This window comes from Amycolatopsis sp. PSD-21, from assembly GCF_055561455.1.
In genome coordinates this window covers 4147055-4164436 of the sequence record NZ_CM145712.1, presented here as the reverse complement: position 1 = coordinate 4164436, position 17382 = coordinate 4147055, and the positions used below count along the sequence as shown (strand labels likewise).

15 protein-coding genes are annotated in these 17382 nt (G+C 69.2%); 8 read left to right on the top strand and 7 right to left on the bottom strand.

What is annotated here, in order from left to right; all coding sequences use genetic code 11:
* Positions 1–109 precede the first annotated feature (109 nt).
* Positions 110–3094, top strand: a complete 2985-nt coding sequence (locus tag ACZ1DY_RS19705) for a 3-keto-alpha-glucoside-1,2-lyase-like domain-containing protein (protein ID WP_465485291.1) — start codon at positions 110–112, stop codon at positions 3092–3094.
* Between the two features lie 197 nt (positions 3095–3291).
* Here the strand turns inward: ACZ1DY_RS19705 and ACZ1DY_RS19700 are convergent, their stop codons facing one another.
* The 3 genes from ACZ1DY_RS19700 to ACZ1DY_RS19690 all read right to left on the bottom strand — a co-directional run bounded on the left by ACZ1DY_RS19700 (position 3292) and on the right by ACZ1DY_RS19690 (position 7281).
* Positions 3292–5085, bottom strand: a complete 1794-nt coding sequence (locus ACZ1DY_RS19700) for an MSCRAMM family protein (protein WP_465485290.1) — start codon at positions 5083–5085, stop codon at positions 3292–3294.
* A 77-nt stretch (positions 5086–5162) separates the two neighbouring features.
* Complete coding sequence (locus tag ACZ1DY_RS19695) at positions 5163–5909, bottom strand: EI24 domain-containing protein (RefSeq protein ID WP_257487295.1); 747 nt, start codon at positions 5907–5909, stop codon at positions 5163–5165.
* 28 nt (positions 5910–5937) lie between these two features.
* On the bottom strand, positions 5938–7281 hold the full coding sequence (locus tag ACZ1DY_RS19690) for an FAD-binding protein (RefSeq protein WP_465485289.1): 1344 nt from the start codon (positions 7279–7281) through the stop codon (positions 5938–5940).
* A gap of 81 nt (positions 7282–7362) precedes the next feature.
* Between ACZ1DY_RS19690 and ACZ1DY_RS19685 the strand changes: the two genes are divergently transcribed.
* Together ACZ1DY_RS19685 and ACZ1DY_RS19680 are read left to right on the top strand one after the other, a co-directional pair.
* Positions 7363–8535, top strand: a complete 1173-nt coding sequence (locus ACZ1DY_RS19685) for an MFS transporter (RefSeq protein ID WP_465485288.1) — start codon at positions 7363–7365, stop codon at positions 8533–8535.
* Positions 8532–8969 carry a Dabb family protein gene (locus tag ACZ1DY_RS19680; RefSeq protein WP_465485287.1) on the top strand — a complete coding sequence of 146 codons (438 nt, stop codon included), beginning with the start codon at positions 8532–8534 and terminating at the stop codon, positions 8967–8969. Before ACZ1DY_RS19685 ends, ACZ1DY_RS19680 begins: the two co-directional genes overlap by 4 nt.
* On the opposite strand, the gene ACZ1DY_RS19675 is transcribed toward ACZ1DY_RS19680, so the two are convergent.
* Together ACZ1DY_RS19675 and ACZ1DY_RS19670 are read right to left on the bottom strand one after the other, a co-directional pair.
* The gene (locus tag ACZ1DY_RS19675; protein WP_465485286.1) at positions 8949–9944 is read right to left on the bottom strand and encodes a hypothetical protein; all 996 of its coding nucleotides are present in this window, start codon (positions 9942–9944) and stop codon (positions 8949–8951) included. The genes ACZ1DY_RS19680 and ACZ1DY_RS19675 overlap by 21 nt on opposite strands.
* 12 nt (positions 9945–9956) lie before the next feature.
* Entirely contained in the window at positions 9957–10805 is an 849-nt protein-coding gene (locus ACZ1DY_RS19670) for a hypothetical protein (RefSeq protein ID WP_465485285.1), read from the bottom strand.
* 120 nt (positions 10806–10925) lie between these two features.
* Between ACZ1DY_RS19670 and ACZ1DY_RS19665 the strand changes: the two genes are divergently transcribed.
* The 3 genes from ACZ1DY_RS19665 to ACZ1DY_RS19655 all read left to right on the top strand — a co-directional run bounded on the left by ACZ1DY_RS19665 (position 10926) and on the right by ACZ1DY_RS19655 (position 14076).
* Positions 10926–11498 carry a TetR/AcrR family transcriptional regulator gene (locus tag ACZ1DY_RS19665; RefSeq protein ID WP_465485284.1) on the top strand — a complete coding sequence of 191 codons (573 nt, stop codon included), beginning with the start codon at positions 10926–10928 and terminating at the stop codon, positions 11496–11498.
* Positions 11499–11506: 8 nt separating this feature from the next.
* Entirely contained in the window at positions 11507–12655 is a 1149-nt protein-coding gene (locus ACZ1DY_RS19660; RefSeq protein WP_257487302.1) for an SGNH/GDSL hydrolase family protein, read from the top strand.
* Between the two features lie 326 nt (positions 12656–12981).
* The gene (locus ACZ1DY_RS19655; protein ID WP_126736989.1) at positions 12982–14076 is read left to right on the top strand and encodes a S1 family peptidase; all 1095 of its coding nucleotides are present in this window, start codon (positions 12982–12984) and stop codon (positions 14074–14076) included.
* Between the two features lie 21 nt (positions 14077–14097).
* Here ACZ1DY_RS19655 and ACZ1DY_RS19650 read toward each other — a convergent pair whose 3' ends face one another.
* The gene (locus tag ACZ1DY_RS19650) at positions 14098–14994 is read right to left on the bottom strand and encodes a LysR family transcriptional regulator (protein ID WP_257487304.1); all 897 of its coding nucleotides are present in this window, start codon (positions 14992–14994) and stop codon (positions 14098–14100) included.
* A gap of 80 nt (positions 14995–15074) precedes the next feature.
* On the opposite strand from ACZ1DY_RS19650, the gene ACZ1DY_RS19645 reads away from it, so the two are divergent.
* Together ACZ1DY_RS19645 and ACZ1DY_RS19640 are read left to right on the top strand one after the other, a co-directional pair.
* Positions 15075–15482: a hypothetical protein gene (locus ACZ1DY_RS19645; protein ID WP_126736991.1), complete on the top strand. Its 408-nt coding sequence runs from the start codon at positions 15075–15077 to the stop codon at positions 15480–15482.
* Positions 15479–17047 (top strand): multicopper oxidase family protein, encoded by a 1569-nt coding sequence (locus ACZ1DY_RS19640; RefSeq protein ID WP_465485283.1) that lies wholly within the window; start codon positions 15479–15481, stop codon positions 17045–17047. The genes ACZ1DY_RS19645 and ACZ1DY_RS19640 overlap by 4 nt, the downstream gene beginning before the upstream one ends.
* Positions 17048–17103: 56 nt before the next feature.
* Here the strand turns inward: ACZ1DY_RS19640 and ACZ1DY_RS19635 are convergent, their stop codons facing one another.
* Entirely contained in the window at positions 17104–17307 is a 204-nt protein-coding gene (locus ACZ1DY_RS19635; protein WP_126736993.1) for a hypothetical protein, read from the bottom strand.
* Positions 17308–17382 lie beyond the last annotated feature (75 nt).

Sequence of the window (17382 nt, the reverse complement as noted above, 5' to 3'; positions counted from 1 at the left end):
TCGGACTAACTTTCGTCCGTTCTGTACACACTTTCGTTGACTTCAACCGAAAGTCCTCTTAGGTTCAGCGTCGTCACAGAGTGCTCCGCCGCCGACCCGAGGAGCAACGATGCTTCCGTCCGTCCGCAAGCGCTTCAGCCGGTCCATCGTCGCCTCGCTGGCGCTGGTCACGGCAGTGTCCGGGCTGGTGACAGCCCCGGCACAAGCGGCCATCCCACCCCAGCAACCCGGTGTCACGCTCCGCACGTACGACCTCCAGCGCGAGCTCACCAAGCTCTGCGCGATCAAATCCGGCCAGACACCCAACGTCGACAAGCTGATGCCGACGATCAACTGGACCGCCACCGCCGACTTCGGGCTCAACGAGCAGTTCGTCTCCGAGGTCATCGGCAACATCAACATCGCCACCGCCGGGCAGTACGAATTCCGGCTCACCAGCGACGACGGCTCCCGGCTCCGGATCGACGGCCAGACGGTGATCAACCACGACGGCCTGCACGGCGCGACCCCCGCGACCGGTTCGGTCCAGCTGGGCACCGGGTATCACGCGCTGCGGATCGACCATTTCGACAACCTCCACGACCAGCAGGTCACCCTCGAATGGCGGCCACCGGGCGCGGCGGACTTCGCGCTGGTGCCGAATTCGGTGCTCAGCACCGACGCCGACGTCGTCCGGGTGACCTCGCCGGGGCGCAAGGAATGCGAGGGGGCCACGGATTCGCCCGGTGACGGTCTGCCGCTGAACGGCGTCCACCCCGGTTTCACCCTGACGAATCTGCGTCCCGAGGGTTTCCAGCCGCAGGTCACCGGCATGGACTGGCTGCCGGACGGACGGCTCGCCATCGCGACGTGGGGCGGCTCCGACAAGGTCCTCGGCGAGGTCCACCTGCTGAGCAACGTCAGCGGGAACACCGACCCTAGCAAGGTCCGCACCCAGCGCGTCGCCAGCGGGCTGAAGGAACCGATGGGCGTCAAGTACGTCGACGGCAAGCTGTATGTGTCGGAGAAGACGCGGCTTGTCGAACTGAACGACACCAACGGCGACGGCGTGACCGACGACTACCGCACCGTGGCCACCTGGCCGTTCGGCGGCAACTTCCACGAGTTCGCGTTCGGCCTGCTGTACAAGGACGGCTTCTTCTACGCCAACCTTTCCGTGTCCATCAACTACGGCGGCGCCACCACCGACCCGCAGCCCGCGCCGAACCGCGGCACGACGATCAAGGTCGAAAAGGCCACCGGCAAGGTTTCCTACATCGCCGGCGGGCTGCGTACGCCGCACGGCATCGGCTGGGGACCGGAAGGCGACGTCTTCGTCACGGACAACCAGGGCGGCTGGCTGCCGGTGAACAAGCTGGTGCGGGTCAAGCAGGACCGGTTCTTCAACCACTACACCAATCCCCCTGGCCCGTTCGACTCGAAGCCGGTCACCGCGCCGGTGTTGTGGTTGCCGCACAACGAGATCGCGAACTCACCGAGCAATATGGTCCTGTTGTCGCAGGGTCCGTTCGCCGGGCAGATGGTGTACGGCGACGTGACCTACGGCGGGCTTCAGCGAGCGTTCCTGGAGAAGGTCAACGGCGAGTATCAGGGTGCCGTTTTCCGCCTCACGCAAGGGCTCGAGTCCGGTGTCAGCCGGATCAGCCTCGGCCCCGACGGCGCGATCTACACCGGCGGGATCGACGGCGGCGGCAACTGGGGCCAGCCCGGCAAACTCGCCTACGGCCTCCAGAAGGTGACCCCCAACGGCACGAACGCCTTCGACATCCGCGCCATGCGGGCCGTCGCGGGCGGGTTCGAGCTGGAGTACACCCAGCCGCTGTCGGCCGAGACCGCGCAGAACCTCGCGGCGAAGTACCAGGCCCAGCAATGGCGCTACCAGCCCACTTCCGCGTACGGCGGACCGAAGATCGACGAGCAGACCCTGTCCGTCACGTCCGCGAGCCTCTCGGCCGACCGCAAGAAGGTCACGCTGCAGATGTCGGGATTGAAGGCAGGGCACGTGGTCCACGTGCGGTCGCCGCGCCCGTTCGCGGCGGAATCCGGTGCGGCGCTGTGGAGCACCGAAGCCTGGTACACGTTGAACTCGCTGGTCGGTGGACCGGCGGCGAGCACCACCTACGAGGCCGAGCGGGCCGCGCTGAGCGGTGGCGCCGGGACGAACACGAACCACGCCGGCTACACGGGCACCGGATTCGTCGACGGCTACTGGAATCAGGGCGCCGCGACGACGTTCACCGTGAACGCGCCGAAGTCCGGGGCCTACAACGCGGCCTTGCGCTACTCGAACGGCCCGGATCCGGCGCCGGGGACCAAATCGGTGACCGTCTACGTCAACGGGACGAAGGTGAAACAGGTCCGGCTCGCCAGTACCGGCAACTGGGACACCTGGAACACGCAACCCGAGACGCTGAACCTGAAAGCCGGGTCGAACACGATCTCCTACCGCTACGACACGGGCGACGCGGGCAACGTCAATCTCGACAGTCTCACCGTGACCGAGTCCAAGCGGATCCAGTTGTTCAAGGGCACCGATCTGAACGCGTGGGAGAAACGCGCGGGCGGCGCCGCGACCTGGCCGGTGACCGGCGGTGCGATGGAGTCGTACGGCGGGGACATCCGCACGAAACAGCAGTTCGGTGATTTCCGGCTGCACGTCGAGTGGAACGAACCGAACTATCCGCCCGAGGTCACCGGACAGGCCAGGGGCAACAGCGGCGTCTACCTCCAGGAACGCTACGAGCTACAGGTGCTCGAATCCTTCGGGGACACCACGCTCGCCAACAACGAAGCGGGCGCGATCTACTCGAAGAAGGCACCTGACCGGAACATGGCGACGGCTCCCGGAACCTGGCAGACCTACGACGTCACCTTCCGGGCCGCACGGTTCGACGGTGCCGGGAACAAGACCGACAACGCCAGGGTGACCGTGGTCTGGAACGGCGTCGTCGTCCACAACGACGTGGCGATCGACGGCGGGACGGGCGACAGCATCCCGGAAAGCGCGGCACCGGGCGCCATCCGGCTGCAGGATCACGGGGATCCCGGCGAGAACCCGCGGTTCCGCAACATCTGGATCGAACCCATCGGCTAGGACGTCCTGATCCGTGAAGGCCTCCTTCCCTACCGTGAGGGTAGGGAAGGAGGCCTTCACGACGGTGCGCGGATGGCGCTATCGCGTGACTGACCGGATCACGCGTGTCGTCCATCCAGTCACGGGACAACACCTGCTGGACCTCGTGAGTGGTCCGGGTCGCTGGAACGACCCGGATCACTCACGACCAACCTGCCTCAGCGGCGGCAGGGGCCGAGGTCCACTCCGCCGGTGGTCTGCCCGGCGATGACCGGAATCGGTGTGGCGGAAGCGAAATCGGCCGCGTCACGGTGCCAGCATTCGCGGTCGGTGTAGTACCTGATCTTGACCTTCTCCGTGGTGAGGCCGTTGACGGTGTACTGCCCGTTCGAGTCCGGCGTGGTCCAGTCGACGATGTCTCCGGTGCGCGCGTTGTAGGTGTACACGTACCCGAAGGTGGGCTTGCCGTCCGCGCCGAGGATCCGCCCGGTGACCGAGCCGTTCGGCACGAGCGCGGCGTTCTCGGTCACCGTCGTGCCGGGCCGCACCCGCACCGGAGAGGCGGCGAACCGGTCCGCGGCGCCTCCCGACCACTGCCACGCATAGTCGCCTCGGGACGACGCGAACTCGAGCGGCCACTTGTACGGTCCGAGACCCTTGATCGTGTAGGTCCCGTCGCTCCGGCTGCAGTTGACGTCGAAGCGGAAGCCGATCCGGGGGTCGACCGCGTACGGATAGACGCAGACGCCGCCCACCGGAGCCGCCGTGGCGCGATCGGTGACCTTGCCGGTGATCGTCCCGGCGGGATCCATCCTGATGTCCGGCGTCGTGACCACCTTGCCGAGTTCGGCGGTGACCGTGCGGGCCTGCCCGATGTCGCCGGTGCCGCCGTCCGTCCCGGCCCACTGCATGCCGTACCGCTCGTCCAGCGACTTGACCAGCAGCTTGTACGCGCCGGGCTCGATCGGCCCGATCACCAGCTTCCCGTTCTCGTCGCTGCAGTGGTACAGGTAGTCGGCGTCGAGGACACCGACGACCGGAAGGGCGTAGGTGTCGACGCAGACCCGCGCCAGCGGTGCCTTGGTCTTCGCGTCCCGCACGGTGGTCACGATCGAAGCGGCGGGTTTCATCGACGCCCGGAATTCGGTCGTCTCCCCCGGGGCCAGATCGACCCGCTCCCCGTTCACCGGCTGGTAGGAACCGTCCGGCCCCCAGACGCTCAGCGTGTAGTAGCCGAACGGCGGCATGTCCTCGTAGAGCATGACACCGTCCGCGCCGGCGCATTTCCGCAGCTGCGGCGGGTGCCCTTGTTCGACCTGCGAGCACGCACCCGCGACGGGCGCACCGGTCTTCTCGTCCGTCGCGACGACCCGGAGCTTTCCGTACGGTGCGATGGCCTCGTCGACGACGGCGACCTGGTCATCGGCGACGGTGAAGGTCTCCGCCTCCGGGAAGCTCGCCTTCTGCCGGATCCATTGCGTGCGATCGCCGTAGGTGATCGCCATGGTGTAGGTGTCCGCCTTCACGCCGCTGAAGGAGTACGTGCCGTCCGCCGCGGTGAGGACCGTCGACCACCACCGCTGGTTCTGGTCGGTGAGGCTCACCGACGCGCCCGCGGCGGGCTTTCCCTGGTCGGTGATCTGCCCGCGAACGGTGGCCGTGCCCTTCCGCAACCCGAAGTCCAGTCCGTGCGGCAGGTCCAGCACCTCCGCGGCGAGCGCGCTTCCCTTGTTGTAGGCCCAAAGTTCGGCGTATCCGGCGGCGGTCGCGCGTGCCTTGTACTTGCCGGGAACGACGCCGGGGATCTCGTAGCGGCCGTCCGTGCCCGCGCATCCCGAGCCCGTCTCCTTCAGGTCGAGATCGAACAGCGTCACGCAGGCTCCGGCGATCGGCTCTCCGGAGTCCGCGGCTTTGACCACCCCGGACACGACTCCTTCGACGGCGACGGCCGGACCGGTCGTCAGCAGGGCCGCGATCGGTATGGCGGCGGCCAGGAACAGTGCTCTCTTCATCGGAAGCTCCCCTCAGTGTCCGCCAAACGATGGCGCCGGGGAGCCGCGGTGTCTGCGTCATCTGACACAGACGAAGCTCAGTCCGCCTCCGCCGCGAGGACCTCACGGGCGACGAGCACGCCACCGACGAAGCCCACCGGCATCACGATCAGCGCGGCGAACGGGATCAGGCACAGCAGCGACACCGGAAGCCCCAGCCCGAGGGCGAGCGCGCGGTGCCGTCGCAGCAGCGGCCGCCGCTGCTTCAAGCCCATCCCGCGCCGGTAGAACGGCACGGCGATCAGCTCCAGCGCGAGGAACCACGCCGTCACCAAGGCCAGCAGGACCGGCACGACCGTTTGCCCCACCACGGGGATGAAGCCCGCGATCAGCAGCGGGATCGTGAACAGCAGCGAGCGGAGCACGAGCGCGAGGCCGTCCTTCAGGCCCAGCACCAGCAACCGCCACCACGAGAGGTCCACCGCGCCCGGCACGCCACCGAGATCGTCCTCGACCTTTTCCGCGATGTGCTCGTAGAACGGACCGCCGACGGCGAGGGTGATCGCCGTGAACCCGATCATGGCGATGGCCAGCACCGCCCCGAACACCGCGACGCCGACCGCCACCCGGATCGTCGTCTGCCAGCCCGGCGACCAGTCGTCGGCGAACGGGGTGATCAGGAGCGAGAGATCATCGATCCAGAACGCCAGCGCGACGATGCCGCCGATGAGCAGCAGCGTGGTCAGCAACGCGGGCAGCGCGCCGATCAGCAGCAGTCTCGGCGACCGCAGAAGGATGCCCAGGCCTTGCCCGAACATCCGGAAACCCCTGAAGAAATCCCGCATCGGACATTTCTACCAGTGGCCGCGGACCTCAAGGCACCCGCAGGCACTGGCCGGGGTTGAGCAGGTTCCCCGGCGCGTACCGGGCCTTGGCACCGGCGAGTTTCGGCCAAGCCTCGCCGAAGTGCGCGCGCCAGTCCTCTGTGGACATCGGCAGCGCGTTCGACGGGTAGACCTTCCCGCCGAGGTCGCGTGCCTTCCGGTAGAGGTCCACATTGAGCTCCAGCAGGCGTGCGTTGTGCAGCGGATCGCGGGGCGAACCGACGCGCAGCGGAGAGAACAGCCAGGAGATTTCCCCCGGCGGCACGGCGAACAGCGGAGTCTTCAACCGGTCGTTCCGCACCGGGTAGAGCAGGACCAGCCCCGTGGCACCGAGTTCGCGTTCACCGGTGGCGGCGAGAATTTCGGCGACGAACCGCTCGACCGTGTCGTCGGTGAGGAACACGTTCAGCCACGGATGCGGATGGAACCAGCTTCCTTCCGCACGCAAGGCCGCCTCCCCGTCCGCCATCCGGTTCAGGAAGTCGAAATACCCCGTGTCCTCGGCTTCGGATTCGCCGAAACCGAGCGAGTCCAGCAACGCGGCCTCGTCCGGCCCGGCGGGCGGCGAGTAGTAGGCGACCGCCTCCAGCATGTACCGCCACCCGTCGCCGACGGGGATCAGCTGGCCCTCCACGTAGTCGAAACGGCCGTCACGGACGACGGCGCGCTGGTCCGCCAAGAACGCCGGAAGCAAGTCGTAGTAGAGCTTCCACCGCCGGGCCCGCGCCGGGGCCGGGGTCAGCCGCAGGGTCGCGCGGGTGATCACCCCGCATTGCCCCAGGCCGCCGAGGACCGCGTCGAACAGATCCTCGTCGCTCTCGCGTGAGCAGGTGATCACCTCTCCGGCACCGGTGACGACCTCCAGCGCCTCCACGCCGTCGGTCTGCGTGCCGTGATGGTGGGTGGCGCCGCCGATCCCGCCGACCACCAGCGTGCCGGCGACCGTCAGTTCGAGGTAGTCGGTGAGCACCGGAGGTGCCAGCCCATACGGCAAGGTCGTCTCGAGCACTTCCCGCCAGCGGGCGCCCGCGTCCACCGACACCAGTTCGCCGGTGACCACCCGGTGCGGCGGCAGCGAAGTCATGTCCAGCAGGATCCCGCCCTCGACCTGTCCCTGCCCGTACGGCGAATGCCCGGCTCCGCGAGCGGCGACCCGCAGTCCTCGCGCGGCGGCGAACCTGAGCACGACGGCCACGTCGGTCACCGAGGCCGGCCTCACGACCAGCCCCGGCCTGGTGTGGATCAGGTTCCCCCAGTCCTTTCCCGCGACGGACAAGGCGGCTTCTCCGGTGAGGATCTCTCCGGCGATGGCGGGCAGGATCTCGTCGGTCATGCCCGCACGCTACCGAGGGCGGGCGGACATAGGCGATTTTCACCGACGCGAACCCCGGTGTCCCGCTGCGAGATTGATGGCGTGACGAACACCTTGGCGCCGACGCGGCGAGCCCGCGGCACCGTGCTGGCCGCGGCACCGCTGACCATCATGGCCGCGGCGATCATCGCGCCCAGCCTGCCCGCGATGCGGGAGGTCTTCTCCGGTACACCCGGTTCCGATCTTCTCGTGCGGCTGACGCTGACCGTGACCTCCCTCGCGATCGCGATCAGCGCGCCGCTGTCCGGGATCGTCGCCGACCGCGCCGGACGCCGCCCCCTGCTCTTGACGGGCCTCGGCCTCTACGCGATTTCAGGTACGGCCGGATTCTTCGTCGACGACCTCGTTCTGCTGCTGATCACCCGGGTGGGGCTCGGTTTCGCCGTCGGCGGGATCATGACGGCGGTCAGCACCCTGATCACCGACTGGTTCTCCGGCGAGCGCCGCGCCTCGTTCCTCGGGTTGCAGCAGGCTTTCGCGAGTCTCGGCGGGGTCGTCTTCCTCCCCTTGGCGGGAGTCCTGGCCACCGTGAGCTGGCAGGCGCCGTTCTGGATCTATTCGGTCTCGGTGATCGTGGCGATCTTCGCGATCACGTCCCTGCGCGAGCCGGTCCGGAGCGCTCCAGCGGTCGGTGAGCGCGAGCGGACCCGGCTGCCCGCTCGCGTCATCGGCGTCTACGTCCTCGCGTTGGTGGTGACGCTCGCCTTCTACATGGCGCCGACGCAGTTGCCCTTCCTGCTGGAGGCGTTCGGCAGCGGTCCCGCCGTCGTCGGAGCCGTGGTCGCCGGGAGCACGCTGACCAGCGTCGCCGGTGCCCTGGTGTTCCCTCGCCTGCGTGAGCGCTTCAGCCCCACGGCGATCACCACGGCGAGCGTCGCACTCATGGGCGCGGGCTGGCTGGTGATCGGCACGGCGGGCACCGTCGGCCAGGTCGTGGCCGGGCTCCTCGTCGGAGGCTTCGGGGTCGGCCTCGTCGTCCCGAACCTCAACCTGCGCCTGGCCGACCTCGCCCATCCCGCGCACCGCGGCCGCGTGCTCAGCGGCCTGGTCGCCGGGATCTTCCTCGGGCAGTTCCTGTCCCCTCTCGTCGTCCAGCCACTCGTCCAGGGCATCGGCATCGCCGGCGCGTTCACCTGGACCGGTGCCGCCCTGGGCGCCGGAGCGGCACTCGCCGCTCTCCTCCCGAACCGGAACAACGGAAAGGAAACACGATGATCTACCACGGAAACCGTTTCACCCTGCGCCCCGACGCTTCCCCGGAGCAGGTCGAAGAAGCCTTGGAAAGCCTCCGCAACCAGGGCCGGGTCATCCCCTCGGTGAAGTCCTTCGTCGTCGGCCGCGATTTCGGCGGCGACTACGAATGGGGCGCCGTCTTCGCGATCGAAGACCTCGACGGGTACTGGGAATACCTCATGCACCCGGCGCACCGGAACACCGACCGGGTCGGGCTGCCGCTGGTCGACCGGTTCGCTTCCTTCGACGTCACCGACGACCCGGATCCCGAGATGGGCGCGAAGATCGCCGAACTGCACCAGCGCCGCTACGACAACGACGCCGAGCTCACCTCGCTGATCTCCGATCTCGGCGAGTACTCGGGCAGCGCGGCGCCGGGAAAGCACGGAAAGGCTTCAGCCACCATCCGCGAGTGAGCCACTGCCGTCGGGGCCGGTCACGATCACCCGGGTGCTCACCGCGGTGCCGAACGGGACGATCGTGACCTGCCACGTCCGCGGTTCCCCGACGTCGATGGTCTCGTTCGCCCGGCGCACCAGTGCGGGGACGCGGTCGGCCTTCAGCGCGCGGAGGTCGAACCGCGGCACCTGGGCGCCCGTCGGCGCGAAGACCACGGTCAGCCGCCGGTCCTCGACGACCGCGGTGATCACCTGCGATACGTCCGCGGCCTGCGCCAGCGAGTCGATCACCCGGCTCAATTCCCCTTCGCCCAGCAGGGATCGGCCGACGTCGACGGTCGCGGATCCCGACGAGGAGGTGGTCACGCCGGGCTGGGTTTCTTCCGCCCGGGCAGGCTCTTCCGGCGCGAACAGCTCCACACGGAACAGGAACAGCACCAGCGCCGCGCCGAACAGGAACCCGAGGATGGCGAGCGCGGCGAACCCGCAGCCCTCCGGCGGTTCCTGCACCAGGCTGGACTCCGGAGCGGATTCGATCGTGGCTTCGGCCGCGCGCCGTTCCCACGACGGTGACGGCCGTTCCACGACCTCCGCCTTCCACGGCCGGTCCGGCGGGTACCGGACGACGAGGAGGTCGCCCGGCCGGTAGTTGGGGATGTCGACCAGGTTGATGTGGTGGGCGACCTTCAGCCGGAAGGTCGCCATGTCTTCGGGGGCGACGGTGAAGACGAAGTCGACCGGGATGTCCCCGGTCTCCGTGCCCCCAGCACGGAGGCTTTCGATCTTGGCGAGTGCGACCACCGGAACGATCTTCGCCTCGCGAGCACGTCGCGGGGCTCCGGCGAGGTGGAGCAGGATCCCGTAGACGATCGGGAGTCCGACGCCCGTGACGATCAGCGGAACGTACTCGATGACGATGCCGGCGATGAACGCGCACAAGGTCGTCCCGCTGATGATCCCGGTCAGGAATCCTCGGACAAGGGTGAGCGGCATGAACACTCCAGTTCAGTTCGCGGGCAGCCAGTCGCTGAGGGCGGGGTGGCGGCGCAGCGCCACGAAGATCTTCTTGTCGTCGCCGGGAGCGGCGGGGTCGAACAGCACTTCCGCGCCGGAGATCGCGGTATCGCCGGTGCGGCGGGTCACCCAGTGCCGGACGCCCGCGAGGTCGGTGAACGACACCGTCACGTCCGCGCCGACGACACGGGTGCCCGACTCGTCGCCTCCCCTGCGCACCTTCACTTCGACGATCGCGGCGGGCACCCGGCAGCCGTACCTCAACAGCCTTTCCCTGGTACGCGCCAGTTCGGCTTGGTGCCGCGAAAGCCGGATGGCGTACCACAGGACCAGCGATGTCAGGACGAGCAGGACAGCGGGCGCCCAGCTGTCGGCGTAGTACAGGAACCACGCCCAGATCCCCCACTTTTCGTCTTCGTGGAACACGGGGTCGACCGCCGTGCCGACGGCGAGCGGCGGAAGCCACCCTCGTGACGATTCCCAGAAGCCGAGCGTGCCGGCCGCGAAAGCCAGCACGGCCGGGAAGGCAGGCCCCGACCGCCGCCCGTGGTAACGCCGCATCGCGGCACTTGCGAGGTTGCCCGCCGCGAGACAACCGAGCAGGCCGAAGGTCCCCCAGATGGGGCCATACGGCGGCTCGCCGTCACCGCGGTCGTCGAAAACACTGTCGATCGCCATCGTGCGGAACTGCTCGAAGAGCGCGCCGAACCCGTGGCCTGCCAGGAAGCCGCAGGCCAGGGTGACCACCGAGGCAAGGATCGCGCCCACGAGCAGGCGGCGATCTCCCCGCCACCGTTCGAGCCGGTCATGCCGGGCCTTGGCCGGGTCCACCGTGTTCATCACGTCCACCTCCGTTCGTCCCGGCCCCAGCCTCCTTCGACCCCGGCGCTACCGAACCCACGTTTCGGCTTCCTAATTGCGTTAGGCAATTCCCAAATGGACTATGGTAAGGTGGTGACCATGGCGCGAGCGGGACTGACGACGGAACGGGTGATCCGGGCGGGCGCGGAGCTTGCCGACGAAATCGGCTTCGAGCACGTGACCCCGACCGAGCTCGCGAAACGATGCGGCGTCAAGACGGCCAGCCTGTATTCGCACGTGAAGAACGCCCACGAACTGAAGACCGAGATCGCCCTGCTGGCCCTAGCCGAGCTCGCCGATCTCGCCGCCACCGCGGTGGCGGGCCTGGCGGGCAAGGACGCGCTGATCGCCTTGGCGAACGTCCACCGCGACTACGCCCTCGAACACCCCGGCCGGTTCACCGCCGCGAGGTTCCGGCTCGCACCGGACAAGGCGGCCACCAGCGCCGGCGTCCGCCACGCCGAAATGACGCGGGCGATCCTGCGCGGCTACGACCTCGCCGAACCGCATCAGACGCACGCGGTCAGGCTGCTGGGCAGCGTGTTCAGCGGCTTCGTCGGCTTGGAAGCGGCCGGCGGTTTCAGCCACAGCACCCCCGGCTCGCAGGAGAGCTGGACCGAGATCCTCGACGCGCTCGACGTCCTGCTGCGCGCCTGGCCCCGAACGAAATGAACGGAAGAATGCTCACCACCCCGATCACCGCCGACCTCGTCCGCGGCGCGCTCGACCTCGAATCCACCGGACGCGGCGTGCTCCCCCACCGGCTGCCCGCGCGGGCCAGGCGGCAGATCCCCGACGGCCAGCTGACCATGGCGGAGTCACAACCTTCGGGCGTGCGGCTGGTCTTCCGCACCACCGCCTCCCTCGTCGAGCTCGACGTGCTTGCCACCAAACGGGTCTTCGCCGGCACCCCGCCCCGGCCCGACGGCGTCTACGAACTGCTCGTCGACGGCAGGCTCTCGGGGCAGGCGAGCGTGGCCGACGGCGACACGATCAGCGTCGACCTGGCCACCGGTGCCGCCCGGCACGAACCCGGCCCCGTGCGCACCCTGCGATTCGACGGCCTGCCCGGTCACGAGAAAACCGTCGAAATCTGGCTGCCGCACAACGAGACGACCCGCCTGGTCGCGCTGCGCACCGACGCGTCCGTCCACAGTGCACGGTCGAACGGCCGGAAGACCTGGTTGCACCACGGCAGCTCCATCAGTCACGGTTCCAACGCGGCGACCCCGACCGGGACGTGGCCGGCCACGGCCGCGGCCCTCGCCGGGGTGGACCTGGTCAACCTGGGCTTCAGCGGCAGCGCGCTGCTCGATCCGTTCACCGCCCGCGCGATGCGGGACACACCGGCCGACGTCATCAGCGTCAAGATCGGCATCAACGTCGTCAACGCCGACCTGATGCGGCTGCGCGCGTTCGGCCCGGCGGTGCACGGTTTTCTCGACACCATCAGGGAAGGCCACCCCGCCACGCCGTTGCTGGTCGTCTCGCCGATCCACTGCCCCATCCACGAACACACGCCGGGGCCGGGCGAATTCGATCCGGACGCCCTGCGCGAGGGGAAAGTGCGGTTCAGGGCCACCGGCGATCCGGCGGAGACCGCCTCGGGAAAGCTGACGCTCACCGTGATCCGCGACGAACTCGCCCGCATCGTCAAGGAACGGAGCGCGGCCGACCCGAACCTGCGCTACCTCGACGGCCTCGAACTGTACGGCGAGGCGGACCACGCCGAGCTGCCGCTGCCCGACGCCCTCCACCCGGACGCGGCCACGCACCGGCTCATCGGGGAACGCTTCGCCCGGCTGGCCTTCGACACCGCACTCACGTGATCAAAGGCGTAACTCGCGTGATCAAAGGCCGCACACCCGAGTTCCGCGGCCGATCACGTGAGTTACGCCCCTGATCACGCGAATGACGCGTCTGAGCACGCGAGTCGCGCGTTTGCTGTGCGCGTATCCGTCGGTAGCCCGAACGGCGGGTACCTATTTTTCTTCCTGTCCAACGAAAGTCGGTATCCGCCACCGGGGCGGCGGATCACCATGATCGGCACCGGATCACCGGCGCCGGGTCGCCTTGGCCGTGCCCGGCTACCCCACCGTGTCCAGCGCGGCCATCCCTCGCGCTGGATGTCCCCTCGCGAAAGTGAGACACCGGTATGCGCACAAACCCCTTAGCCCGTACCGCCACGACACTGGTGGCCGCGGCCGCGGTCGTCGGCTTCCTCGCCCCGTCCACGGCCACCGCCACCACCATCGCGGGCTACTCCCCCACGGTGCAGCACGAGGCGGTGACCTCCCTCGCCGCCGAAGCCGGGATCAGCCAGGCCGCCGCCGTCGAGTTCCTCCGGACGCAGACGGCGAGCGTCGAGAAGCTGCAGCAGGTCACCGCTTCGCTCGGCTCCCGTGCCGCGGACGGGTATCTCGACGACTCCGCCAAGCCGGTGGTGAACGTCCTCGACCAGGCCGCCGCGGACCAGGTCACCGCGACCGGGGCGCAGGCCCGGATCGTCAAACACTCCAGTGCCGCGCTGGCGGGGGCGCAGAACGCCCTCCAGGCGCTGCCGTCGGTCGCGCACACGTCGATCGGCCTCGACCCGAAGGCCAACCAGGTGGTCTTGACCATCTCCGACGCGGCGAAAGGCACCGAAGCCCTCGTCAAAGCCGCCGAAGCACTCGGCGACCGCGTGCGCGTGGAGCGGACCACCGGCGAAATGCACACCGCGATCTACAACGGTGAGGCCATCACCGGCGGCGGCACCCGGTGCTCGGTCGGGTTCAACACCAACCGCGGCGGCCAGAACTACATCCTCGACGCCGGTCACTGCACCCGCGCGGTCTCGCAGTGGAACGTCGGACCGTCGCAGGGAGCCAGCTTCCCGACCAACGACTACGGCCTGATCCGCAACACCACCGGCAGCGCCCCCGGCGCCGTCACCCTGTGGAACGGCTCCACCCAGCGGATCGCCTCCGCCGGTACCGCCACCGTCGGGCAGCGGATCAGCAAGAGCGGCAGCACCACCCGCCTCACCTCGGGTTCGGTGCAGCGGCTGAACGTCACGGTGAACTACGCCGAAGGCTCGGTGTACCAGCTGATCCAGACCAACGCGCTGGCCAACCCCGGCGACTCGGGCGGCTGCCTGTTCTCCGGCAGCGTCGGCCTCGGCATCACCTCCGGCAAGGGCAGTGGTACCTCGTACTACCAGCCGATCGGCGAGGCACTGAGCGCCTACAGCGTCACGCTCAACCCGTAAGCGCGCCCCACCGGGCCCCGGTCACCTCGACCGGGGCTCGGCCCGCGCGAGGAAGTGGCCGACCAGGTGATCGCGGAACCGTTGGGCGGCAACGGAAAGGTACGTGTCTTCGCGCCACGCGACGCTGAGCACGCGGCGGCAGTCGGGATCGTCGACGTCCAGCCAGACCACCGCCGAACCGGTGACGGCGCGCAGCCCCAGCGAAGGCACCAGCGCGATGCCGAGCCCCGCGTCGATGAGCTGGAAGAGCACCGCAGCTTCGTCTCCCTCGCAGACGACGTGCAGTTCGAGCCCGGCCTTCGCGAACAGCCGGTCGACGAGCGCACGCTGCCAATAGCCGGGTCGCGTGGTGAGGAACGGCTCGCCCTCGAGATCCGCCAGGCCGACGCGGCCACGGTCGGCGAGCCGGTGGCCGGCGGGCACGCAGAGCATCACCGCTTCGTCGAGAAGCACGCGGCTGCGGATGTCGTTGCCCGTCAAGGGTTGCGAGGTGACGCACAGGTCGACGTCGCCGGCTCGCAGCTTCTCCGCCATCCCCTCCCCCGACGCCTGGGAAAGCCGCACGTCCACCAGCGGATGGCCGGGGACGAAGGTGCGAAGCGGTTCGGTGAGGACGAGCAGGCTTTCAGCCGCGACGGCGACGGTTCCGCGTTCGAGCCCGGCGGCGTCGTCCAGTTCCTGACGGGCGTCGTCGAGTTCGGCCAGCGCCCGGTCGACGCGGCGGAGGAACGCGGTGCCGAACCGGTTGAGCCGGATCCGGCGGCCGTGCCGGTCGAACAGCGGGACGCCGAGCTCGTTCTCCAGCCTGGCCAACGTCCGGCTGAGCGACGGCTGCGCGACACGCAGCTTTTCCGCGGCGCGGCCGACGTGTTCGAGCCGGGCGACCGTCTGGAAGTACCGGAGCGCCAGAAGATCCACTGCTGATACCCCACCTGTTATGAACAGATAACCGATCTTGTCTTGGACAGCATAAGGCGTCGGCTCCTACGTTCGATCACGTGAGTGAAACCCTGACCAGCCCGAGCCGGAAGGCGAACGGGACGCTGGTGGTGAACCGGGTGCTGGTGAGCGCCCACGCCGTCGCGATCATCGGCCAGCCGGTGTTCGCCGGCGGCTATCTCGGCGGCGATTACGACATGCTCTGGCTGCACCGCTGGGGCGCCGACGCCGTGTCGTACCTGGCGTACGCGCAGATCCTGGCGGCGCTGGTCCTGTGGCTGGTCCGCGGACCGCGCTGGCTGTTCTGGATCAGCCTGCTGCTCGCGCTGGGCGAGACCGGGCAGTACCTCGCCGGGATGACGGGCGCGCTCGACCTGCATATCCCGCTCGGCGTCGCGCTGGTCACCGCGACGGTGCTGACGACCATCGCGGTCTGGCGGCCCCAGACCTGGCGGGTCGACCGATGAGCGGGCGACTGCCCCGCCGGACCTTCCTCGGGCTCGCCGGCGGTGCCGGTGTCCTCGTCGCCGCGGGGATCGCGGCGCCCCGCCTGCTTGCGCAGGGCGCTCCGGGGACCGGCGAGTTGCTGCGCAGCGCACTCCCGTTGCCGGAGCCCTTTCGCGTACCGCTGCCGATCCCGCCGGTCCTGCGTCCACAAAGGACCGCCGACGCCGATCACTACACCATCACCCAGCGAGCGGCGACGGCCGAGATCCTGCCCGGCGTCCGGACACCGATCTGGGGCTACGAAGGGATCTTCCCCGGTCCGACGATCGAGTCGCGGCGGGACCGGACGGTCGTGGCGCACCACCGCAACGAACTTCCCGTGCCGACCGTGGTCCATCTGCACGGCGGGCACACCCCCGCCGACTCCGACGGCTATCCGACCGACCTCGTCCTGCCGCGGTCCGGCTGGACCACCGCGCACACCGGGCACGGCATGGCCGATTCCCGGGCGCGGATCTCGAACGGGGAACGCGACTACGTCTTCCCTCTGCGGCAACGGGCCGCGACCCTCTGGTACCACGACCACCGCATGGATTTCACCGGTCCGGCCGTGTACCGGGGACTGGCCGGGTTCCACCTGATCCGCGACGACGAGGAGGACTCGCTCGGGCTCCCGTCCGGGGAGCGCGAACTGCCGCTGATGATCGCCGACCGGTCCTTCGACGAGCACGGCGCCTTCGCCTATCCCTCACTAGACCGGACCCTGCGGACCACGCCGGGAGTGGAAAGTGCTTACGTCGAAGGCGTTTTCGGCGACGTCGTGCTGGTCAACGGCGCGCCGTGGCCGGTGCACGAGGTGGCGGCCGTCAAGTACCGCCTCCGGGTACTCAACGGCTCCAACGCCCGGCGCTACGACCTGGCGCTCGACCCGCCACCGCCCGGCGGCGGCGGTTTCGTGCAGATCGGCGCCGACCAAGGCCTGCTGGACGCGCCGCGCGAACACGACCATCTCCCCATCGCGCCGGCGGAACGGTACGACCTCGTCGTCGACTTCGGCCGGTATCCGGTCGGCACCGAGGTCACCCTCGTGAACCGGCTCGGGACCGGGTCGACCGCTCAGGTCATGCGGTTCGTCGTCGCGCGCCGCGCGGCGGACGACAGCCGGGTTCCGGCGAAACTCAGCGAAATCGCGCCGCTCACTCGCGAACAGGCCACGACCACGCGGGAGTTCTCGTTCCGGGCGGGTACCGTCCACGGCCGCGCGGGCTGGGTGATCGGCGGGGAGCCGTTCTCGCCGGACGTGATGTCGGCGAGCACGCGCCTCGGCGACACGGAGATCTGGCGGTTCGTCGCCGACATCCACCATCCCGTTCACCTGCACCTGGTGGGCTTCCGGATCCTTTCCCGCGGCGGGCGTCCGCCGGGGCCGTTCGACGGGGGCGTCAAGGACACCGTGGACCTGGCCCCCGGCGAGTCGGTGGAGGTCATCGCGCGGTTCGACGGCTACCGCGGCCGCTACGTCTTCCATTGCCACAACGCCGAACACGAGGACATGGCGATGATGGCGAACTTCGAGGTCGTCTGAGCGAGGCCGGGAAAGGGCCGTTCGGAACGGCCCTTTCCCGATCCGTCCGGACCGGCTCAGCTCACGCCGAGCAGGGCCGCGAGCGCCTCGACCAACGACGCGGACAGGCCGGCGATGGTGCTGTCGAGATACTCGGCGATCGGCGTGAGTTCCGCCGCCGACGCCGAGCCGCCGAAGACGGCGAGCATCGGCACCGCCAGCAGGCCGGCCGCCAGGCCCCGCTTCGTCCAGCGGCGGGTGGTGCTCTGGGTGTCGCGCATGGTGTACATCCTCTCGGCTGTGGATGTGCGGACAGGGACCGCACGCCGAGGAGGCTGCCTTGATCACCGAAGGCC